The organism is Candidatus Symbiopectobacterium sp. NZEC127 (assembly GCF_025962675.1).
GTDB lineage: Bacteria > Pseudomonadota > Gammaproteobacteria > Enterobacterales > Enterobacteriaceae > Symbiopectobacterium.
Window position 1 is genome coordinate 460,826 of record NZ_JAGFPG010000002.1, and the last position, 21,938, is coordinate 482,763.

Here is a 21,938-nt window from a genome sequence, read left to right on the forward strand (position 1 = left end):
GTGACGAATGACGGTAGGAAATATTTGCTGTGCGCTTAGATCTGCACAGTGGTGCCAATCAACGAAATAAACTGACGCAACAGTGCCGGATGCCCCATCCAGGTAGTTGCCGTCACCAGATGGCCGTCGAGAATGGCTTCGTCATCGGCGGCAGAACGATAAATACCACCCGCCAATTCGATTTCTGGTTTCATCGTGAAATACCCGGTCAGGGTTCGGCCTTTTAATACGCCTGCGGCCACCAATATTTGTGGGCCGTGACAAATAGCGGCGATCGGCACGGAAAAATTAAACGCATAGTGAACTATATTCAGAACGGATTTATTCAGACGCAAATATTCAGGGGCGCGTCCGCCAGCAATATAAAACCCGCAATAGTCCTGCAAACGAATGTCATCAAACGAGGCGGTCAGCCGAAACAGATGTCCGGGCTTTTCGCTGTAAGTCTGATCGCCTTCAAAATCATGAATGGCGGTTTTAATAAATTCGCCTGCGCGCTTTCCCGGACAGACGGCATCCACCCGGAAACCCAATGCGCTTAATGCCTGCCATGGCACAATGACTTCATAATCCTCAGAAAAATCACCCGCTAACAGCAGTATTTTTTTCATAGGTTGGTTCTCAGAACGCCGTGTTGTCATTTTCGATCATCCGCATGGCCTCGTTGACCGCAGCGACTTCGCCAAAGATTGCCAGCGTCGTGATGTGCTGAGGGCAACTGCCAAAGATTTCCGAAACCACCACATTGGCACTTTTGCTGGCCAGATCGGCATAGAAATAGAGATCCGGCACCGGCAGCATCAGTAGCCCAATGGCGTCAATGCGCAACAGATCGAGCCGTGAGCGGAATTCGCCGGGCATCCTTCGCTTCAGCATCGCCACAATGTCGGGTGTTGGTGCATTGATGATTCGTGTTTTCATTGGCAAATGACCCTCAGCCTCGCGACGATTAACGGATATTGAGCGATTCCACCATCACACAGCGGCGGGTGCGAGCAAACGACCGTGCGGACGTCAACCCTTCCCCGGTCGGCCCGGCGATAGTGAAAGTGGCATGCCCTTCGCCGCCGACGCCGATGCCGGCATAAGACGGCCCGTTTTTAACAAAGATGGTGGTTTGAATCAGCTTCGCCATCTTGGTCAGTTTTTCGACGTTGGTGGAGTGCATGATGGCGGTATGACGGTTGCCGTGTTCCACTTTAACGGCCAGGTCGATAGCGTCATCGACGTTATCAACGCGCACCACCGGCAGAATCGGCATCATCAGTTCATGCACAACAAAGGGGTGATTTTTTTCCGTTTCGATCAGGATAACTTTGGTGTCCGGTGCGCTGGAGATCCCCAGTTGTTGCAGGATGAAACGCGCATCTTTACCGACAAACGCGGTATTCGGACCGGTGCCTTTCTCATTCAGCACCAGCGTTTGCAACTGCTGGATCAACGGCTTGTCACACAGCAGGTAGGCGCCGCTTTTCTTCATGCAGTGGATCAGATAATCCGCTACCTGATTTACCACGATCACCTCTTTTTCGGCGACGCACGGCAGGTTGTTATCGAAGCTGCATCCCTTGATGATATCGCGCGCGGCCCGTTCGATATTGGCCGTTTCGTCCACCACCGCAGGCGGATTGCCCGCACCGGCTCCGATGGCTTTCTTGCCCGATGACATCACTGTTCTCACGATCGCCGGACCACCCGTTGCCACCAGCAGGTTGACGCGTGGGTCTTTGATCAAGGCATTGGTGTTGTCGATGGACGGGTTCGCTACGGTGACCACCAGATTGGCCGGTGCGCCCAACTGCGCCAGCTTCTCGTTGATCAGCCGCACCGCGAGGCGCGATACGTTGCGCGAACGCGGGTGCGGGCTGAATACCACGGTATTGCCTGCCGCCAGCATGCCGATGCTGTTGTTGATGATGGTTTCCGTCGGGTTGGTGGTGGGGGTGATGGAACCGACCACGCCGAACGCGGAGTACTCGATTAATGTCAGCCCACCGTCACCGCTACACGCCTGCGTTGCCAGATCTTCCGTGCCCGGCGTTTTCAGCGCTGCGATGCGATTCTTGGTCAGTTTGTCCTCGTAGTTACCCATGCCGGTTTCTTCGACGGTCATGCGGGAGATGTTATCCAGCACATCTTCTTGAAGAAACACCTCACGCACGCCCTTCACAAAGGCATCCCTGTCTTGCATCGAGCAGTGACGATACTGCACTTGTGCTATCGCGGCGGCGGCAATGGCTTCGTCCATGCTGTCGAAGATACCCGCGTCTTGCGCTGACGGTTGCGGTGCGGTGGTTGTCGGCTGTTGCTGCGCCAACACCTGCGCCACAATGCTGCTGACCAGCGATTGCTCGGTATGAGGTGCTGCTGTAGCGGCCGGTGTGGCGGCTGCGGCGGCACCCGCGCCGGAGGCGACGGGGTTACTGTATTTGCTCAGGATGGTGGAGACCGCCTGGGCGATTTCAAGGTCGTTCATCTTTTGGTTCCTTTCCTCACATCGCACGGCACGCGAGCGCGCCTGACGGATCAGATATACGGCGTGGTGGTCGATCTGATTTCCGCTGGATCTAACGTGGACAGCAATTGCAAACCGACTTCGCGGGCGGCGATCACCGCCTGGCGTACCGCGCCAGAATCGCCAGCGAAGGTGAAGATCACTTCGTTACTGTAGCTGGTGCCTTTGCTCGGGCTGGCATACCCGACCGGGTCGATCACCGCCGCCTTGGCAGCGGTATCTGCAATCAGCACACCGATAGCCGCCGGTGAGGCGCAGGTCATACCGAACGACTTACCGATAGGTGCGCCAAAGGCTTTGTTCAGGGCAAAGCTGGCGCGTGCGGTGTACTGGAATTCGAGATGACCAGCGGGAGAGCCGTAGACATCGCCCATGGTGCGGTCGATTTCGTTCAGGGCGACTTCCACGGCGCGGCGGGCGTCAGAGACGTCTTCTGCACCGAAGATGATCATACAGCCGTGCCCGCCACCGCCTTCGGTGTCGCGCGCCAGCTCGATGATCAACACTTCGCTGTTGGTGGCTTTCACCGCTTCATCAGCGGCAAAAATATGCGGACCCGCGCCGGTACGTGCGCCGATAATACCGATGGAGCGGAACTTCTTATCGATATTCATCAACTCATGCAGTTGGTGATCCACGTTGGCGATCACCAGACCGATGGTGTGGCCCAGTGCGGTGCCGACAAATTCTGTCAGCCCGCAGCCCGCGATGCTGCCGAGCGCTTTGCCAGCACGTGGCGCGTCGTTCTGCTTGTTCATCACGTCAGATATAATCTGTTCGACAAGATTATCTCTCATAGGAATAATCCTCGCGGTTTAGCGATCAGCCCAGTGCCTTCGGCAGAATTTTTTCCACTTCGGTATGCGGGCGAGGGATCACATGCACGGAAACCAGTTCACCGACTTTATTGGCGGCTGCGGAGCCCGCGTCGGTGGCCGCTTTCACGGCACCCACATCGCCACGCACCATCACGGTGACCAGGCCGGAGCCGATTTTTTCGTAGCCGACCAGCGTAACGTTGGCGGATTTCACCATGGTATCTGCGGCTTCGATGGCGGAGACCAGACCTTTTGTTTCAACCATACCCAATGCTTCTTGTTGCATATCAACCTCGACGTTTTGTAGTAAAAAACTGGTAGTAAAAAGTGCGGGGAATCTGTCCGGCGGACCGGGGTCTGCCCTCATTCCGCAACCGGCAACTCACCGATTTTGCTGTTTAGGATGTTATGAATATCCCGGCCAAATGTTTTGCCGATGAGCGAGACTTTTTTGTTATCACTTTCAGCGGGGCGACAATAAAATCCACGCTGGTTTATCAGGGCCGCAGCGGCGTAGTGCCGTGCTGCCCTAAACTGTTAAATGGGTCACGTTTCAATACGCTGGGGACGCGGCGCTTTACGCCAACTGCGCAATCTGTGCCGCGTCCATCGCGATCATTTTCTCTTCGTTGGTGGGAATAACCGCGATAGTGGGGAAGCCTTCGGCGGAAATTACACCGCTGCGCCCGCCTACCATGTCGCTGTTTTTTTGCTTATCCAGCTTCAGCCCCAACACCGACAGTCGTTCGATGGTCAACTCGCGGATCAGCGCCGAGTTCTCGCCGATGCCGCCGGTAAACACCAGCGCATCCAAGCGTGAGAGCGAGGTGAGGTGGGCGCCCAGGTGGCGCGCCAGACGATGCACCATCACATCAATCGCTAATCCAGCGCGCTCGTTGCCGTTTTCCCGTGCTTCTTGCAAGGTGCGGCAATCGCTGGAGATGCCGGAAATGCCGTACAGGCCGGAGGCGTTATTCACCGTTTGGTAGATTTTTTCGATGGGCTGCTGGGTGCAACTGGCGATATAGGCGGCGGCACCGAAATCAAGATCCCCACTGCGCGTGCCCATCACCAGCCCTTCCAGCGGCGTCATGCCCATCGAGGTATCGACGCTGTGCCCGTTTTTCACTGCGCAGATGGAGGAGCCGTTACCCAGATGAGCGACCAGAATGCCGTGATCGTCCGCCTTGAGATCCAGCATGGCGCGGGCTTGTTCCGCAATGTAGCGGTGTGAGGTGCCGTGAAAACCGTAACGTCTCACCTGATACTTCTGCTGATACTCATAAGGAATGGCGTAGGTGTAGGCGGCTGGCGCGAGCGTCTGGTGAAAGGCGGTATCGAACACCGCAATGTGTGGCAGTGACGGCAGCAGCGCCTGAGCCGCTTCGATCCCGGTCAGGTTGGCGGGGTTGTGCAACGGTGCCAGCACCGACAGCGCCTGAATTTTTTCAATCACTTCCGGTGTGATCAACACGGAGTGTTTGAAATCGCTGCCGCCGTGGGCGACGCGGTGGCCGATAGCGGCAAGTGAATCGATCAGATTTTTGCTGCGTAGCGTAGCGAACAGCACTTTCAAGGCTTCATGGTGGCTGGCGGATTCGAGCGACAGCACAGACTTGTTGCCTGCGCTGTCTTTGACGGTAATCACCGCGTTATCCAGCCCTAAGCGTTCAGCCAGGCCGAACAGTAGCGGTTGTCCGTCGTTGACGGGCATAACGGAAAACTTTAATGACGATGAACCACAGTTAATCACGAGCACAAGGGAAGATAAGGACATAAGCCCCCCGAAATAAGAGATGACAAAAAAATCCAGCGTGTTATTCGCGGCTGTCAGGCAAAAGGTGACAGGGAAAAACGTTGCTGAGTGAATTGGTGCAGAACGTGGCGCGCGATCGCGACATCTTCTTCGGCGGTGCCGCCGCTGATGCCGATACCGCCCAGCAGGTGTCCCTGATGCCAGCAGGGCAGTCCGCCACCGACGGCGCAGATATCGGCCTGTTGCTGTAGTCCAAACAGGGGTGCACCGGGTTGTACCTGTTCGGCCAGTTCGTGCGTCGGCATACGCAATGCCACGGCGCTGTAGGCTTTTTGTCCGGCGAGGCGGTGGCTGACCAACAGCGCGTTATCCATGCTGACGAAGTAACGTGGATGGCCGTGTGCATCCACCAGGCTGACGACAATCGCCAGGTGCATGGCGCTGGCTGTCTCCTGCGCCAACTGCGCCAGCAGGGCGAAATCGGCAACGGTCAATATCGTGTGGTCTGACTGAGGCTGGGCGGCAATGGCCTGCGTAATCCAACCGTCCAAATCGCGCAGTGCAGGGTGCTGTTGTGTCAACATTTAGCCCTCACTGTGCTCGGTGGCATCGACGATACCGACGATAGCGGCATCAATGACGGAATGCTCTTTGCTGTTGGTCATGCGCGCTGAACTGCCGGTGGCGACGATCACAATTTCTCCGTTGCCTGCGCCGACGGTATCCACCGCCACCTGCGTGCGTTGCGTGGGGTTCATGTGCTCATCCAGACGCGTGACGAGCAGCAGTTTCATGCCGTTCAACGATGCATGTTTGGTGGTGGAGACCACCGTGCCGGTGACTTGGGCCAGATACATGGTGCCTCCTCAGGATGCGGTTATTAACGTGATGCGGCGCGCGGCTAGCTCATCGCGTGCTGCCGGGGTAATCAGGGTGCCGGGTCGGACACTTAGCGTGTTTTCGCTATGCAGGCGTACATCGCGTGCGGTGAGTAATGACTTACCAACGGCGGCGACAGCGCGGTGTGGCACAGATGCCTGTGGTGCAGCCGGTTGTCCCATCATGCGAATGCCGAATTGGCGCAGCGTCTCCTGATAGCGCGAGAGTTGTGCCAGATAGGCGGCTGGCATGGCGGCATCAGGGTGATGCAGTGCGATGATGCGCACGTCCTGCGCCAGCGCCTGAAAGACCCATTGGCTGGCGGCGTTATCACGCAGGCCGAGCGCTATTTTTGCCAGACTGTTATCGGACAAGGCTGGCAGCAGCAGCGTATCGCCGCTGCGTAGCGTGGAGTCAGTGGCCTGTTGGCACGGCACCTGTGGTAGCAGGCGGTTCAGGGCATCGGCAAAGCGTGTGTGCAAGCGCTGTGCGCTGTGGGAGAAGTGCACGCTGAGCAGGCAGCCTGCCTGCGCCAGTGCTGCCAGATAGCGCAGCGTGGCTGGGAATGCGGCTGCATCATCGCCAGTGATCAGCACAAAGGTGGTTGGCTGCCGTGGGATGTCGGCCTGCGTGCTTTCGAACCCTAAACTTTCGATCCATAAAGTACGGCGGGCAAGCGCATCAGTGATGGCTTTGTCAATCAACGAAGAGAGCGTCTGGCTGTTCATGCTTCCTCTCGTGAACGTCATGGTGCCGCCTGCATGGCAATCCCCAGCGGGGTGACCAGCAGCGGCTCCACCGCAGGAATGATGTTTTTCCCGGTGACCTTGCGGAACACGCCGGGAAATTCGCTAAAGCTGCTGGCACCGCCCACCACGTGAATGTTTCTGACGTTATAGGCTGTCAGCCAGTCACGGGTCAGGCAGGCCATTTTTTCCACCACCGGGCGCACCAGCGGGAAGATATCCGCTTCTTGCGCCGGGTCGTGTTTTAACTGCTCTGCATCGGCATAGGCGAGACCCAGCGCGCCTGCCAGCACCAGCGTCATATGCGTGCCGCCGGTCGGTTCGTCGGCGGAAAAGAGCACCTTGCCGTTGCGCAGCACGCTAAGTCCCGTGGTGCCGCCGCCGACATCCACCACCGCGCCGTTACGCATATTCAGCGCCGTGGCGGCCGCCACCGGCTCATCGACCACATTCGTCACCAACAGTCCCGACGACTCCACCACGTTGGCGATCACCTTGGTATTGCCCTCGGAAATCCCCGGCGGAATGGCAGTAGCGGCGTGGGTCAGTGATTGGCCTAAGCGGGCTTCCAACTGCTGTTTCAGGTGCTTCACCACCCTGGTTGCAGACAGGTAGTCGACCACGATGCCGTCTTTCACCACGGAGGAAGGATAGGTAATGCCGGTGAGGGGGGCGTTGTGACGGTCTACCACCACCATGGCAATATTTGCAGTTCCCAGATCGACGCCGACTTTCAGCACGCCATCATGCTCACGGCATTCGGCATCGCGGATCAACTGTGCCAGCGTGCGCAGTCGCGTCTCAACGGAAACGTCAGCCATGGAGTTGCTCCGTGATAATGTTGACCAGATCGCCATTGCGCAGGCCGTAGGCATTGGCTTCTTCCACATCCACATGCAATTCCAGCACCGATGCCTGCGTGGCGCGCACCACCACGTGCTGCATGATGCCGGCACGCTGTCCCTGTGCCTGAATGCTCACTTCCATGCCGTCGCGCAGTGCGTGGCGTTCTGCGTCTTCCGGCGAAATATGGATATGCCGCCAGGCGACAATCGTGCCCGATGCTTTTTTTACGCTGCCTTTCGGGCCAACGATTTCAATACCGGGAGAGTCCTGAAGATCGCCCGACATGCGCACCGGGGCTTTCACGCCCAGCACAAAACTGTCGGCGACAGAAATTTCCACCTGCGTCGTGGGGCGCAGTGGGCCGAGCACACGCACATTCTTGATTTCTCCTTTCGGGCCGCGCAGCGTGACACACTCTTCGGCGGCAAACTGACCGGGCTGTTTCACGGCTTTCATGCGCGTTAGCGTCGCGCCGTAGCCAAACAGAATGTCCATGTCTTCCCGCGCCAGATGGATATGGCGATTGGAGATGCCAACCGGCACCTGAAGCGGCGCGCTGGGTGCGTTAAGGATTTCAGCGCGGACTGAGCCCTGTGCGGCCAGTTCTTGCATTACCTGCTGGGTGATCCATGCAATCTGTTGCTGTGTTGCGTTCATTGATTCAGTTACCTGCGTTTTCCTGTCTTTACGTCATACACCGGTGCCGTTGGTGCTGTTGTGGCACGTCACGGTGGTGCTATTCACCCTAATCAACGCGGCGCGCCCGCGTTTGTGATTCGCGAGGACTTTATTGCGCAGCCCGTGGCGGGCAGGACAATTTCGTCCAGTCGCGATTCTGGTTAGCCTGCAATCTGGCTTATCAACTGGCTGACCGCATCGCGGGTGGGCGCGTGTGGATTACTGGCGGTGCAGCCATCTGCCAGTGCGGCATCGATCAAGCGCGAGCGCTGTTGCTCAACGTCATGGGCGCTGATATTCAATTCTCGTAACGTTGCCGGGATACCGAAGCGTTGATTTAACGCGCGAATTTGTTGGGATAACTGCCGGATGCGCGTGTGCTGATCGCCCTGTTTAATGCCTGCTAACGCCGCGCAGCGCGCGTAGCGTTCGCGTGTGGCATCACTGCCGGTGGCCGCGTTGTAATCGATCACCAGCGGGAGCAGCATGGCGTTAATCTTGCCGTGAGGAATGTGGAATACGCCGCCCAGAGAATGCGCCAAACCGTGCACCAGCCCCAATCCCGCCGTGCTGAATGCCATGCCCGCCATGCAGGAGGCGTTGTGCATTTTGGCGCGCGGCGTAATGGCTTGCGGTTGCTCAAACACCTGTGGCAGATAGTCCCACACCAACAGGATGGCCTTTTCGGCCAGCGCGTCACTGAAATCGTTAGCCTGGGAGGAAACGTAGGCCTCAATCGCGTGAGTGAGCACGTCCATACCGGTATCAACGGCGATACCGCGCGGCACGCTCACCACCAGTTGTGGATCGAGAATGGCGATATCCGGCTGTAACTGGTCGGAGACCAGCGGGTATTTTTGACCGTGCTCGGGATCGGAGATCACCGCGTAGGTAGTCACTTCGGAGCCGGAGCCGCTGGTGGTTGGGATCGCCACCAATACTATCGGGTGCTCCGGGTGTAACGCTTCCAGCGTGACCTTGATGCCTTTGGCGGCATCCAGCGAGGAACCGCCGCCGAGCGCGATAATCACGTCTGGCTGTAGCGTTTTGAAGGCGGCGGCCCCGGCGTGCAGCACGTTAACATCAGGGTCGGGTTTAACGCCGCTGAAGATGCTGATGCGCGCCTGTGGCATAAAACCGGCGAGATAATCGGTTTTGCCGGATGTCGCCATAAAGTCATCGGTGACAATCGCGACGGTTTTATGGTTATAGGCGCGTAAGGCTTCCATTGCCGTGTCACCGAAATAGACGCGCGGCATGGCAAACACAGGAATATTCATGGCGTGATGTCGTTCCATGGGGGTGTCAGTGCCAACAGGCAGCAAACAGCGTAGGTTTCTCAATGAGGGCTAACCTAACATGCAGTGAAAAAGGAGCGGCAGCGGCAGCGTTGCGCAGGAGTTGGATTCTTTTGTCCTGTCGTAACGGGGATATCAAAATAATCCACGCAGGGAGGTTCGCTCACTGGCTAAACAAGGAGGTGGTGCGGTAGCGGGATGGCATCAGGAAGGCCTGTCACTAATCGATTGGAAATGCGCTTTTTTTGAAGCGGTCGCGCTTATTGATATACGCACTCACGGCTATTGTTTATTAATTGAGCAATCACACAGGGAGGTGAGCTTATGCCAATCAGCGCGCAGGATTTCAGGCGAAGTGCGGGATGCTACGATGATAAAATGCAAGGATATGTCGCAGACTCCATTATCCAACAGCGGTTAAATCGTATTTCTGCGTCGCAAACCCGTAAACTTCCTCAGCAGTTTGGATGGATGACGCTCTTGGCTTTACTGAGCGTGGTGTCAAATAATACGTTGCGCAGACATGTCTCTGAGCGTTTTTTTTCTGATTCAGAGTATTGTCGAAAAAGGGGAGAAGAAAATAACCCTGCTGCTTCTTATAATGTCACTGGAAATATTAAAAATGTTTTTCCGAATGATGTCACTTTATGTGATAAGTTCGATAGCCATTATTCTTCTACAACGATTGTTCCTCCGCTGAATCCACAGCAGTTGATGCATGGTTCATCCTCATTGAGGCAAACGAGAAAAAGTATTGAGGATTTCTTGCCATTCAGCTTTTACTCATTCGCTGATGCCTTTAGACGCTACGATCCATTATCTTTTCCTGGTACCCATGCCGCGGTTGTTGAGTCTACACTGGCGCCCCTGTCAACACCGTCGGATTCTGTTGCAACCGTCAAAAATGATTACACCTGTATTCATGCAAGACAAAACCTTTCTTCCCTCGATATTCTTTATCGTGTCGCGGATACGATCGATTATCCTATTTCTACTTTGGCGATAGAAATTAAGGTGATTACCTCTTATTTGCAAAGTGGCGTGTGCCCAACCGAAGCTTCGCTTTCTCATATTAGTGTCATCGCTAAATCTATCGATGCCATGCTGTCTTCAGTGTTGGGTTTTTTTTCGGAATTCAATCCGCTTGGAATTATTAGAAATATAATAACCCCTGCCATTAAAATGGTCGTGGATGATTACAGAGGTAGAGGAATTACTATTGATGATGCTTTATCTCTAAATGAAAATATTTTAAGTTATGCTCGAGGTGTGGTAGATATATCCACTAGAGAAATTGACAAAAAGTCTGGCATTAACACTGTGTTTGTGCCGCAAGGTATGTCGTTTGAAAATGATTATATTTATGTTCATATTAATAAAAAAATATGGAGATTAACAAAAGTAGACGGCAAGTTGTACGCGGCCAGAGACAATGTTTTATATAGAACCAGTTATGTTGAAGATACCGGTGTTTGGCATATTTATGAACAAGAGTTAATCAATGCTGAGAAGAATGACGATCTGTTTAATCAACTTTGTGAAAGCAGATATCGTCGAGGCGTATCTTCAGGAAAATTGTGTGGCACTTTTGCGATTGCTGATGCTTCTGAATCAGGTTCTTCGCACGCTTCAGCGTCCCAGCCGGTTACTGCGTCTGATTCTTATCCGTTTACCCACATTGAACGCGATATTATAAACAGACTGGATATAGGTTTAAGTCCACACTCATTTCGCGTGGATAAGGTTATTTTTCCTGATAATTGGGTCATATACCGTGTTCGTGATGAAGATAAATTGATTTCAACCGTCTACCATGCGGTAGAAATGAATGGAAAACTGGTGCCGATTAAAGCGACTGCTATCATAAACAATCATATCTCTTGCGAAATTTATGACTTGAAGGACTGGCATGCCAGTCATCGGGTTGAGTTTTATAATAATCAGTGGCGGTTTGAACCGGTTACCTCTTTTTATCTTTCTCATGACTTGAAAGAAGCCATTAGCCACTATGCCTATCATGCTATGTTTTATGATACTTTAGATTTAACAAAAATATCGATGCCTGGCCCTCATGGTTTGCAAGTGGATAAAAATGGTCATACCTATTTAAGAATTAATAACAAGTATATAAAAGTCCATCAGCATGATATCGATGCATGCTTAGCAGTGAAAAATGAAGGGCGAATATATATTACCAAAACAGACGGTAAGTTCCACTTGTCGCATGCTCGGCTAGAAAGAGGGAGGCTGGAAGTAAATGCCTTAACTATAAAAGAAGATATCAACCTGCATTCAAGTAAAGGGGTGAGTAGTAATAAAAATCATCTGCTAAATTATCATTGGAATTTAGTTCATGTTAATATAAAAAATTATAATTATCACACTTATAACTCCATTGGTTCAGAACTGGAAGTTATGCTAAGAATGAAATATAACGTTAATGGTTTTAGTGAATTTTTTGAACCACCAGATCTGCAATGGCATGAAATTATCAAGGTGGATGACGATGGGCAGGTGTGGCGGTTTGTTGCTGATATGTATCAGCATAATCGACACAGTCCGACATTTCTACCCTGGAATGAAAAATATCTTTTGGCTTATTCCTACACAAAGAAAGAGGTTAAGAACGGGTACAATGAACCGGCTCGAATTTATAACCATGATATGGAGCCCTTGGCACCTGATGCATTACCCAACGTACTTTCTAATGATGAAAAAATTGCGTGTGTGAAAAATTATCTTAAAAGAAACGGAGGGTTTCTTGATATTACTCTCAGTGATTATCCTAAATTACAGAATATAGATGCACATACCAACAAGGAACGATTGCTAAAAATAACTATCAGTTTTCTGGATAAGACGATTTTTTCCGTTAACCAGGGCATTGTGCTGCAGGAAGGCAAGCCGCCATTGGTGTTTGTCACCACAGGGCACAATATCAATGTTGCAGAGAGCCCGGTTAACGCTTCACCGCCTGAATCTGTCGCCAGAAAAAGAGTGAAAAAATCGCACCATTAAAAAAGGCGGGTATCAGAGATACCCGCATTTTTATCAACTTATTTTACAGGAATTAACCAAGGAGGTGAGGAATGCCTGTCAATATACAGCAGTATAGACGCGGCATAGGGCGTTTTGAATGTAGACGTCGAGATTATATGACGCAATATACTGTTCAGAAAAAATTAAATCGGTTATCAGAATTGCAATCAACCAAGCTGCCGACAAAATGTGGTTGTATGAGTATGTTAGCAATGATGGGCGTGCTATCTTCGTTGTCTCGTGGTGAAAACTCTGTGGATGAAATACCACAAAAAAGTGTTGGTAAATACCAAGTAAATCACGTTGATGGTGGTGTTTCACATCAAATAAGGTTTGTGGATAAACAACCCTGTTCGGCCTATAAAAATAGGTTAAGTCAGATGATCTACAATGAGTTCTGCTCTTCATCTCCCGTACCTCACGGTGTGCCGGAAAAAAAACAAAATACTCTTTTCCCAATGGGTAATCTGCAAGACAGCATCATCGATTCGATGAATCAAGCCGTAAAATCACTATCGGGTTTTATTGATTATTATGATCCGCTGCGTTTTCCCGCTGCTGATGCTGCCGTGCCAGTCGCAGTACCAACGACAACCGTCGTGCCACTCGGAGATGATGTAAAAATAAAAAAGCTGAATGTCGATTGTCTCGATAAAAGAAGGGCTCTTACCGTCAGTGATGTATTGAAAACCATTGCAGATTCTTTTGAGCGTCCTTTCGAATCATCGACAATCGAGTTGCAAGTGTTGTCCCATTATTTAAAAAGTGGCATCTGTCCTTCGGAAGCTGAGATAGAAAAAGTGAGAAAGATAACCACGGCGGTTGACAAGGTCTCTTCGATAATGTCTTCATTAGTCCCTGAATTGACATTTATCTCATTTGTACAACGTATTTTTTCTCCAACCATTAGGATGATCTCTAATGACATTAAAGGTGACTCAATGTCACAAGTAGATATTGAGTCTATTTATAATGAGGTGCTTGGGTTTTCTAAGGCTATGGTCGATATTACTATTCATGGAAATATTCATCCTACCACTATAGACGACGTTAGAATACCAAAGTCTCTATTTTTTGAAAACGATAGGGTTTGTATAAATCAAGACAATAAAGAATGGCTGCTTTTTCGTCGCGGTAATATGCTTTATGCTGAAAACGAGGGGAGGGAGCACCCTGTTGGATATCTTCAGTGGGAAGAAAAATGGCGCATTGATGAAGGTAAAGAAGTCGCCAGCGAACCTGAAAGCAGTGATCCTTTTTTTACCAACTGCGATCGAATAATTAAACGAGGCATAACGTTTGGGAAAATTTGCGGTAAACCGATGGAACGTGTGTATGATAGTGAAGGTAATTATTATTACGTTGAAAATGCTTCTCGGGATACACCGCGGATTGTTCCGTTTAACGAGTATCGCTTTAGTAATGCTGAGCAGGAGATCATTAAGCGATTTGATATTGGGCTTCCTGTAACATCGCCTCTTGTCAAGCAAGTTCATTTTGAACATTATGGTAATATATATCGTGTTTATTCTGATAATAAATTGTATCGCAATTTTTATAATACGATATCTATAGATAATAGGTTAGTGCCAATAAGGGCGAAACCTATTTATAAACATCATCTGGATTGTGAGATCTATGACTTGAAAAAAACACACGTTTCTTATTCCGTTGAGTATACCGGCGGACGATGGCGTTTTGAACCCTCAACCTCTTCATCAATGTCAGAGCAGTTAAAAAGTGCCATTACTCCTGCGATGTATGATAAAACAGTAGATATACATAAACTCTCTATGCCAGGAAGTCATGGGCTAAAATTTGATTGCCAGGGGCATGCTTACTTAAAACAAAATGGGGATTTGATAAGGGTACTTGATTTTGAATCAAAACCTTATATTAAAAATAATAAAGGTGACGAGTTGCATTTAATATATAAACAACATGAGTATTCATTGTCTCATGTTGACGCTTATAATAAAAAACTATCATTAACTGCCGAAGAGTATCTAAGGGATAAACAGTTGAATTCAGAGGTAGGGATTAGTAATGATAATATTATGCAATTGGACCCTCATTGGGATCTATTAAAAACACATGTTAGGTCGAGTTCCTATGATATCGGTGATTTTGTGGGTTCTAGTATCTATGTCACATTTAGGTTGAGGTATAAAAAAGGGTCCTCTTCATTTCATGAACCGCCTGATATGCAATGGAGAGAGTTGATTAAATGTTCAGATGGTAAAAATGTATGGCAATTTCAGGCAGATATGTATCAGCATAATAAAAATAGCGGAACGTTTTTTTCATGGCATTTGAAGTATTCTGAAGCTTATTATTATTCAAAGGCAGTGAATAAAGACACTTATAATGGGCTTGTGAAAATTTATAATAGAAATATGAAACCATTATCACCAAGCAGTTTACCAAGGGCGCTTGGCAGGGATGAACGGATAGAGAACGTACAAAACTATCTAAAATTGCACGGGGGTATTCTGGATGTGACTATTCAGGATAATCCCAGGATAATAAAGCGAGAACTTAAGTATAATAAAGAAAGGGTAATTAAGTTCGATTTGGCAATGAACGACAAAAGTCTATTAACGTTTAACCAAGGTATCTTTATTGCCGACGGGCAACCCTCTGTTGCTTTCGTGACCACGAGCGATAATATTGCCATTGCTTCTGGAGAGGTAAATGCTGAACCGCCTGTTGAAGTGAGTCGGCAACGGATATTAAAGCACCGCAAATAAAAAAAGCGGATATCAGAAGATACCCGCTTTTCAGTCGCACACTACGTTTTCGGCAGTGGCGGAAATTTGTGCTAATCGCGAGCGATTAACGGAAGATAGCGTAGGGAGCCAGACCGCGATAGGTTTTGCCCAACGCTTTTATTACTTTGTTGATATTACGGACAATACTCATCTTCTTATTCCTACGCTTTCTTGAATCTTAGTGGTTAGTGAACATGTTGAAGTTAACGCTAACGTTTTCGAACATGGCAACGATTTTTTTGATCAGTTTCATTTGTCTCTCTCCGAGTGATTGTTCATTTTTCTGTGATGCTCTTCACGTTTTTAAAGATACGCCGGTTGGCCGCGCTGGTCAACTTTTTTGTGAGCCTAATCACAAAAAAATGGTTCATGGGTTTTCTGTGCATGAAACGCCGTTCTGTTTTGTCGAGCGATAGATAAATTGTCTGGATTATCAGTTGAAATACACCGCCCAGAAGCAGGATAATCCCCCGTTTCTCCTCCGACCTGCCAAATGCACCTGTGATGCGTCCCGCAAGCTAATCGTTTGCGTCCATTTTCAGTGTGATGTGCATGGTGTTCGGGGGCGTCTGATATTTGCGCTGCGGCGCGGAAGCGCCGTTGTTGTGGGTGCGTGCAGCGATGGGAGATCGTCATGGCAGGCAAGGCCATATGCACCCTCCAGTTTTACTTTTACAAATAATGACATCTCAGGGGATACCACCATGTCAAATAGCACTCGTCAGGCTGGCAATGCGGCGCGTCCGCAAAGCTCACTTGATGCTTTTTTTCACATCACACAGCGCGGCAGTAATGTAAGACAGGAAGTGCTGGCCGGGTTAACCACGTTTCTGGCGATGGTGTATTCGGTCATTGTCGTGCCTGGCATGCTGAGCAAGGCGGGGTTTCCGCACACGCCGGTGTTTGTGGCAACCTGTCTGGTCGCAGGGCTGGGTTCCTTGCTGATGGGGCTGTGGGCCAATGTGCCCATGGCAATCGGCTGCGCCATCTCGCTTACCGCTTTTACCGCGTTTAGCCTGGTGCTGGGCCAACAGATCAGTGTTCCGGTGGCCTTAGGGGCGATCTTCCTGATGGGGCTGCTGTTTACCGTGATCTCGGTGACCGGCATCCGTTCCTGGATCCTGCGTAACCTGCCGTTGGGCGTGGCGCAGGGTACCGGTATCGGTATTGGCCTGTTCCTGCTGATCATCGCTGCCAATGGCGTGGGTCTGGTGATCAAGAACCCGATCGACGGTCTGCCTGTTGCGTTAGGTAACTTCACCTCGTTCCCGGTGATCATGTCGTTATTGGGACTGGCGGCCACCATCGGTCTGGAAAAACGTCGCGTGCCGGGCGGCATCTTGTTGGTGATCGTGGCTATCTCGATTATCGGCCTGATTTTCGATCCGAACGTGAAATTTCAGGGCTGGTTCAGCCTGCCGAGCCTGACTGATGAAAACGGTCACTCGCTGATGTTTAGCCTGGATATCATGGGTGCATTGCAACTGGCGGTGCTGCCAAGCGTGCTGGCGCTGGTGATGACGGCGGTGTTTGACGCCACCGGTACTATCCGCGCGGTTGCCGGGCAGGCGAACCTGCTGGATAAAGATGGGCAAATCGTTAACGGTGGCAAAGCGCTGACGGCTGACTCGGTGAGCAGCATGTTGTCCAGCCTGGTCGGGACGTCTCCGGCGGCGGTCTATATCGAATCTGCGGCGGGTACGGCAGCGGGCGGTAAAACCGGGTTGACGGCGACCGTGGTCGGTGTGCTGTTCCTGTGCCTGCTGTTCCTCTCTCCGCTGTCTTATCTGGTGCCGGGATACGCCACCGCACCGGCATTGATGTATGTCGGCTTGCTGATGCTGAGCAATGTCGCCAAGCTGAATTTTGATGACATTGTTGATGCCATGTCTGGTTTGGTGTGCGCGGTGTTTATCGTGCTGACCTGCAATATCGTAACCGGGATTATGCTGGGCTTTGGTGCACTGGTGCTGGGGCGTATTTTCTCGGGTGAATGGCGCAAACTGAATATCGGTACCGTGATTATCGCTATCGCGCTGGTGGTGTTCTACGCCGGTGGCTGGGCGCTCTGATTGTTCTGTAAGTGAGTCATTACGGGGAGCCTGGCTCCCCTTTATTATGCCTGCGGTTTCGCTGGCGTGGGTGATCAGGAGCTCTTTGCTCCATGACGCCACTCATCGTTTTGCCTCCTCCCTCATGCTTTCCTTGAAGTGCCCCGCCGCGGTGATTTTTTGACGTAATTATTTGCAGGGTATTCATGCAAAAAATATGCGTTTTACCCTGAAATTTTGCCCCGCTGAGCGATATTTTCATGTAAAAATAATGGGGCACCATCTCATAACGTACAAAGGGCAGCTCAGCACACGGTTAGGCCATTATTGGACATCTCCTAAGGAAAGCATGGAAATCTTTTTTACCATTCTGATTTTAACCCTGGTGGTATCACTATCAGGGGTCGTTACACGTATTTTACCCTTCCAAGTTCCGCTGCCCTTAATGCAAATCGCCCTCGGGGCTATTTTGGCCTGGCCCCAGTTTGGTTTGCATGTTGATTTCAACCCTGAACTGTTTATGGTGCTGTTTATCCCGCCGCTGCTGTTTGCCGACGGCTGGAAAACGCCAACGCGCGAATTTATCAAACACAGCCGTGAGGTGATTGGTCTGGCGCTGGTGCTGGTGTTGATCACCGTCGCGGGGGTGGGGTATCTGATTTACTGGATGATTCCGGGTATGCCGCTGGTGGCGGCCTTCGCGCTGGCCGCCGTGCTATCGCCGACCGATGCGGTGGCGCTGTCGGGGATTGTGGGCGAAGATCGCATTCCGAAAAAGCTGATGAGCATCTTGCAGGGCGAAGCGCTGATGAATGATGCTTCGGGTCTGGTATCGCTTAAATTTGCCGTCGCGGTGGCGATGGGCACCATGGTATTTACCGTGTCCGGCGCGACGCTGGAGTTTGTTCAGGTGGCGGTCGGCGGCCTGTTGGCGGGCGTGGGTGTAACCTGGCTTTACAGTAAATCATTGCGCATCATTAACCGTTGGAGCGGTGATGACGCCGCCACCCAGATTGTGCTCCTGATGCTGTTGCCGTTCGCCTCCTACCTGATTGCGGAACACATTGGGGTGTCAGGCATTTTGGCGGCGGTGGCCGCAGGCATGACCATCAGCCACTCTAACGTGATCAGTAACGCGCCGCTGGCGATGCGATTACGCGCCAACAGCGTCTGGTCGATGCTGGAGTTCGTGTTTAACGGCATGGTGTTTATCATGCTGGGGCTGCAATTGCCCGACATTTTGGAAACCTCGGTAACGCAGGCGGAGCTGGATCCCACCGTTGAAACCTGGATGCTGTTTACCGATATCGCCATTATTTACGGTGCGCTGCTGCTGCTGCGTTTCTGCTGGCTGTGGTTTATGAAATATTACAGCCGCCTGTTTCAGAAGAAACGTCCGATGCTGTTTGCTCAATACACTACGCGTGAAATCTGGATCGCTTCTTTCGCCGGGGTGCGCGGTGCGATTACCTTGGCCGGTGTGCTGTCCATTCCGCTGTTATTAAACGACGGCACCGCGTTTCCTTCCCGCTATCAGTTGGTGTTTATCGCCACTGGCGTCATTCTGTTTTCCTTGCTGTGCGGGGTATTGACGCTGCCGTTACTGCTGCGCGGGGTGACCGTGGTGGACAAATCGCTCTATAAGAAAGAAGAGCGGATGGCGCGCATGGCGATTGCCGAAGTGGCGATCCGCAGCTTGCAGAAAATGGAAGAGCGTCTGGCGGCGGATCGAGAAGAAAATATCGATGAGCAGGTGGTGCGCGAAGTCAGTGCGCGTGTCATCGGTAATTTGCGGCGTCGCGTCGTCGGCGAGAGCGATTTGGAACACAGCCTGGAGATTGAAAATCTGGAGCGCCGTTTCCGTTTGACTGCCGTCACCGCTGAACGCGGCGAACTTTACCACCTGCGCGCCACGCAGCAGATCAGCAACGAAACCCTGAAAAAGATGCTGCACGATCTCGATTTGCTTGAAGCCGTGCTGAGCGAGAAAGTGTAACCCTGCCTTTGTTTCGCGGATGCAGGCTCAATGTGCGTTGAGTCTGCGTCGCAACTCCACGCCTTGTTGATCCCGCGATAGCGTGTTCCGAAGCCTGTCAGAGAACGTATCTGCACGAGGAACGCACGAAAACCCCACGATCGCGGAAAAACCCTACAAAATCTGGCTAATTGTCAGCATTGTAAACTACTTGTCATTAAATGATAATGATTGTTATTATCCTATAACGCGTTGACGCATAAGAAGCCGCCAGACAGGTTATTGCCTGTGTCAGAGTGGCTCAGATCCTATTGTGGTGGATCGGGAGCACGTCAGTACGCGTGATGTGGTGTAAGCAACCATCACTTTGACAGAGGGAAAACAATGCGCGTTTTAGTGGTTGATGACGACTCGGTGTTGTGCCATTGGCTTGGTGCAAAGCTGCACTCACACGGTTATGCCTGCAATATCGTTCATGATGGCGAACATGCGCTTAAAGCCATTAAAGATGAAATTTATGACGTGGTGCTACTGGACCGAATGCTGCCAACGCTGGATGGTTTTAGCGTATTGCGTGAACTGCAAGGATTGCGTCACCCGCCTATTATGCTGCTTTCGGCGCTGGATCGCGATGTGGATCGCGTGATGGGGCTGGAACTGGGCGCCGAAGATTATCTGGGTAAGCCGTTTAATTTCAATGAGCTGCGTTTGCGCTTAGAGATTATGGTGCGCAGAGGAAAACCGCAGGAGGCACCGTCATCGCTGCTGACGTTTGAAGATCTGCAACTTGATCGTCTGCAACGGGTTGCCTGGCGTAGCGGGCAGCGCATCGATCTGACCGATAAAGAGATCAAGCTGCTGATCATTTTGATGGAGAACCCAGGGCAGGTGATCACACGGACACTGTTATTGGAACGCGTCTGGGGGTATCACTTCGATCCGCAGACTAACCTGATCGATGTTCATATGTCCAAGCTGCGGGCCAAGATCGACAAAGGCTTTCCCCGCCCGCTGATCAAAACCTTGCGATCGTTGGGCTACGCCCTGGGCGCTGTGGAAAAGACGGATGCCGCGTAGCGCACACAATGAACCCGCGCTGAGATGGCCGGCTAACGGATGGCGTGAGAAAATTCGCCATTTGTGCGTGCACGGCGCTAACCGTTATCCGGTATTTCTTCGCACCGCGCAGTTTCGCCAGTTTATTACGCTGGTGTTTCTGTTTTTGCTGATGGTGCTGTGCTGCATTGTCGGCTTCAGCGTATTGAGTGAAACGTTGATCCGCACCCATGTGCGCGACGTCATACTGGGCAATATCCATGACCATGCCACCCAAGCGCGGCTGACCGATACTTCTACGCTGATCGCTCAGCTCAAACGCGATAATCAGGCTAAAACCGATGAGTTGCCCCTGTTTCTGGTGATGAGTAAGCAGGGCGAGATCCTCTATCACAACGCGGGTTGGATGTTGTCTGGGCCAAGTCATACCGCGTGCAAAATGGACGTTCCTTGCCTGAAGGCGTTGTTGGTAGAAAAGGGCGCGCTGAAAGCCAGCGATCGAGGACGTAGCGCGCCCGAGAGTAACCTGGTCGGTATGTCGGTGGCGCTGGACGATGGCGGCGTGCTGTTCACCGCCTATAATCTGCGGCCGATGCTGGAACGTATTCGTACTATTCCACTGGTCGCGGGGGCAGGGCTGTTCGTGGTGCTGTTGTTTTCGCTGGTGGTCAGCCGACATTTCAGTTTGCGCAGCCTGCGCAGCGTAGAGCGCATCCGCACCGCGCTGCACCGCTACAGCGCCGGTGAGCAGTACGTTCGTATGCCGCTCTCAACGCGCGATGACGATTTTCACAGCCTGAGTCACGACATTAACCAGAACCTGGAGCGCATCGAACGCCTGATGGAGCAGGTGCGCAGCACCTCAAGCCATATTGCCCACGAATTGCGCACGCCGCTGACACACTTGCAAAACCGGCTGTACAACCTGACCGAGCGTCAAGGTCTTGAGCATGAGATGCGCGAGGAGTTGCATCAGGCAGTGGAAGAGGTGCACAAGATTTTGGGGCTGTTTCGCACCGTTATGCGCATCGGCGAGATTGAAAGCGGGCGCTGTGTTCATCAGTTTGCCCGCTTTGAGGTGCGCCCGTTGTTGGAAGAGGTGTCGGAGTATTATCAACCGTTAGCGGATGCACACCATTGCCAATTGCTGATTGATGCACCCGCCGGGACGCCGCTTTTTGGCGATCGGGCGCTGCTGTTTCAGGCGTTGGCGAATCTGATCGAAAACGCACTGAAGTATGCGGCTGAAGGTAAAGCGATCACCTTGAGCGTCACCCTTTATCGCGGCTGGACGGCACTGCGTGTGTCCGATCGTGGCCCCGGCATTCCTGAAAACCTGCACGCCACGGCGTTGGAGCGATTTCAACGCCTTGAAGGGACGCAGCAGCAGCCCGGTTTCGGGCTTGGCCTGTCTCTGGTGAAAGCCATCGCCGAACTGCACGGTGGTCAACTCAGCATGGCATCGGCCAATCCCGGTCTACATGTCTATTTGTGCTTAAAACGCACCTGA

The 21,938-nt window shown here is 51.8% G+C and carries 18 protein-coding genes; 6 read left to right on the top strand and 12 right to left on the bottom strand.

All coding sequences use genetic code 11. The features are described from left to right. Nucleotides 1-35: 35 nt before the first annotated feature. From J5069_RS12135 to J5069_RS12190, 12 genes are all read right to left on the bottom strand, one after another. The gene (locus J5069_RS12135; protein ID WP_264644121.1) at nt 36-611 is read right to left on the bottom strand and encodes a DJ-1/PfpI family protein; all 576 of its coding nucleotides are present in this window, start codon (nt 609-611) and stop codon (nt 36-38) included. A gap of 10 nt (nt 612-621) precedes the next feature. Beyond that, the gene (locus J5069_RS12140) at nt 622-921 is read right to left on the bottom strand and encodes a BMC domain-containing protein (RefSeq protein WP_264627160.1); all 300 of its coding nucleotides are present in this window, start codon (nt 919-921) and stop codon (nt 622-624) included. A 28-nt stretch (nt 922-949) separates the two neighbouring features. Beyond that, nucleotides 950-2,476, bottom strand: coding sequence for an aldehyde dehydrogenase family protein (locus J5069_RS12145; protein ID WP_264644122.1), 1,527 nt, complete (start codon nt 2,474-2,476; stop codon nt 950-952). 50 nt (nt 2,477-2,526) lie between these two features. Next, on the bottom strand, nt 2,527-3,312 hold the full coding sequence (gene pduB, locus J5069_RS12150) for a propanediol utilization microcompartment protein PduB (RefSeq protein WP_264644123.1): 786 nt from the start codon (nt 3,310-3,312) through the stop codon (nt 2,527-2,529). Between the two features lie 25 nt (nt 3,313-3,337). Then, on the bottom strand, nt 3,338-3,619 hold the full coding sequence (gene grpH / locus J5069_RS12155; protein WP_195312699.1) for a propanediol utilization system shell hexameric protein GrpH: 282 nt from the start codon (nt 3,617-3,619) through the stop codon (nt 3,338-3,340). A gap of 291 nt (nt 3,620-3,910) precedes the next feature. Further along, on the bottom strand, nt 3,911-5,110 hold the full coding sequence (gene tdcD, locus J5069_RS12160; protein ID WP_264644124.1) for a propionate kinase: 1,200 nt from the start codon (nt 5,108-5,110) through the stop codon (nt 3,911-3,913). 53 nt (nt 5,111-5,163) lie between these two features. Continuing rightward, the gene (locus J5069_RS12165; protein ID WP_264644125.1) at nt 5,164-5,673 is read right to left on the bottom strand and encodes a GlcG/HbpS family heme-binding protein; all 510 of its coding nucleotides are present in this window, start codon (nt 5,671-5,673) and stop codon (nt 5,164-5,166) included. Continuing rightward, nucleotides 5,674-5,946 carry a EutN/CcmL family microcompartment protein gene (locus J5069_RS12170; RefSeq protein WP_264644126.1) on the bottom strand — a complete coding sequence of 91 codons (273 nt, stop codon included), beginning with the start codon at nt 5,944-5,946 and terminating at the stop codon, nt 5,674-5,676. It lies immediately after the preceding gene. Between the two features lie 9 nt (nt 5,947-5,955). Then, complete coding sequence (locus tag J5069_RS12175; RefSeq protein WP_264644127.1) at nt 5,956-6,717, bottom strand: flavoprotein; 762 nt, start codon at nt 6,715-6,717, stop codon at nt 5,956-5,958. Continuing rightward, the gene (gene eutJ / locus J5069_RS12180) at nt 6,714-7,535 is read right to left on the bottom strand and encodes an ethanolamine utilization protein EutJ (RefSeq protein WP_264644128.1); all 822 of its coding nucleotides are present in this window, start codon (nt 7,533-7,535) and stop codon (nt 6,714-6,716) included. The genes J5069_RS12175 and eutJ overlap by 4 nt, the downstream gene beginning before the upstream one ends. Continuing rightward, entirely contained in the window at nt 7,528-8,217 is a 690-nt protein-coding gene (pduL, locus tag J5069_RS12185) for a phosphate propanoyltransferase (protein WP_264644129.1), read from the bottom strand. Before pduL ends, eutJ begins: the two co-directional genes overlap by 8 nt. Before the next feature lie 182 nt (nt 8,218-8,399). Further along, entirely contained in the window at nt 8,400-9,518 is a 1,119-nt protein-coding gene (locus tag J5069_RS12190; protein WP_264644130.1) for a 1-propanol dehydrogenase PduQ, read from the bottom strand. A gap of 342 nt (nt 9,519-9,860) precedes the next feature. Between J5069_RS12190 and J5069_RS12195 the strand changes: the two genes are divergently transcribed. From J5069_RS12195 to J5069_RS12220, 6 genes are all read left to right on the top strand, one after another. Continuing rightward, nucleotides 9,861-12,554: a hypothetical protein gene (locus J5069_RS12195; RefSeq protein WP_264644131.1), complete on the top strand. Its 2,694-nt coding sequence runs from the start codon at nt 9,861-9,863 to the stop codon at nt 12,552-12,554. Between the two features lie 71 nt (nt 12,555-12,625). Next, entirely contained in the window at nt 12,626-15,325 is a 2,700-nt protein-coding gene (locus J5069_RS12200; RefSeq protein WP_264644132.1) for a hypothetical protein, read from the top strand. Nucleotides 15,326-16,050: 725 nt separating this feature from the next. After that, a complete protein-coding gene (locus tag J5069_RS12205; RefSeq protein WP_264644133.1) occupies nt 16,051-17,418 on the top strand; it encodes an NCS2 family permease in 1,368 nt (455 codons plus the stop codon). 328 nt (nt 17,419-17,746) lie between these two features. After that, nucleotides 17,747-19,393 (top strand): Na+/H+ antiporter, encoded by a 1,647-nt coding sequence (locus tag J5069_RS12210; protein ID WP_264644134.1) that lies wholly within the window; start codon nt 17,747-17,749, stop codon nt 19,391-19,393. A gap of 363 nt (nt 19,394-19,756) precedes the next feature. Continuing rightward, nucleotides 19,757-20,449: a response regulator transcription factor gene (locus tag J5069_RS12215; protein ID WP_264644135.1), complete on the top strand. Its 693-nt coding sequence runs from the start codon at nt 19,757-19,759 to the stop codon at nt 20,447-20,449. Next, nucleotides 20,439-21,938, top strand: a complete 1,500-nt coding sequence (locus J5069_RS12220) for a sensor histidine kinase (protein WP_264644136.1) — start codon at nt 20,439-20,441, stop codon at nt 21,936-21,938. Before J5069_RS12215 ends, J5069_RS12220 begins: the two co-directional genes overlap by 11 nt.

Coding starts and splice junctions, on each gene's coding strand:
- J5069_RS12140 (WP_264627160.1), bottom strand. CDS start 921: ATGAAAACACGAATCATCAATGCACCAACACCCGACATTGTGGCGATG.
- tdcD (WP_264644124.1), bottom strand. CDS start 5,110: ATGTCCTTATCTTCCCTTGTGCTCGTGATTAACTGTGGTTCATCGTCA.
- J5069_RS12135 (WP_264644121.1), bottom strand. CDS start 611: ATGAAAAAAATACTGCTGTTAGCGGGTGATTTTTCTGAGGATTATGAA.
- J5069_RS12190 (WP_264644130.1), bottom strand. CDS start 9,518: ATGAATATTCCTGTGTTTGCCATGCCGCGCGTCTATTTCGGTGACACG.
- J5069_RS12145 (WP_264644122.1), bottom strand. CDS start 2,476: ATGAACGACCTTGAAATCGCCCAGGCGGTCTCCACCATCCTGAGCAAA.
- grpH (WP_195312699.1), bottom strand. CDS start 3,619: ATGCAACAAGAAGCATTGGGTATGGTTGAAACAAAAGGTCTGGTCTCC.
- J5069_RS12200 (WP_264644132.1), top strand. CDS start 12,626: ATGCCTGTCAATATACAGCAGTATAGACGCGGCATAGGGCGTTTTGAA.
- J5069_RS12175 (WP_264644127.1), bottom strand. CDS start 6,717: ATGACGTTCACGAGAGGAAGCATGAACAGCCAGACGCTCTCTTCGTTG.
- eutJ (WP_264644128.1), bottom strand. CDS start 7,535: ATGGCTGACGTTTCCGTTGAGACGCGACTGCGCACGCTGGCACAGTTG.
- J5069_RS12215 (WP_264644135.1), top strand. CDS start 19,757: ATGCGCGTTTTAGTGGTTGATGACGACTCGGTGTTGTGCCATTGGCTT.
- J5069_RS12205 (WP_264644133.1), top strand. CDS start 16,051: ATGTCAAATAGCACTCGTCAGGCTGGCAATGCGGCGCGTCCGCAAAGC.
- J5069_RS12220 (WP_264644136.1), top strand. CDS start 20,439: ATGCCGCGTAGCGCACACAATGAACCCGCGCTGAGATGGCCGGCTAAC.
- J5069_RS12195 (WP_264644131.1), top strand. CDS start 9,861: ATGCCAATCAGCGCGCAGGATTTCAGGCGAAGTGCGGGATGCTACGAT.
- J5069_RS12165 (WP_264644125.1), bottom strand. CDS start 5,673: ATGTTGACACAACAGCACCCTGCACTGCGCGATTTGGACGGTTGGATT.
- pduL (WP_264644129.1), bottom strand. CDS start 8,217: ATGAACGCAACACAGCAACAGATTGCATGGATCACCCAGCAGGTAATG.
- J5069_RS12210 (WP_264644134.1), top strand. CDS start 17,747: ATGGAAATCTTTTTTACCATTCTGATTTTAACCCTGGTGGTATCACTA.
- pduB (WP_264644123.1), bottom strand. CDS start 3,312: ATGAGAGATAATCTTGTCGAACAGATTATATCTGACGTGATGAACAAG.
- J5069_RS12170 (WP_264644126.1), bottom strand. CDS start 5,946: ATGTATCTGGCCCAAGTCACCGGCACGGTGGTCTCCACCACCAAACAT.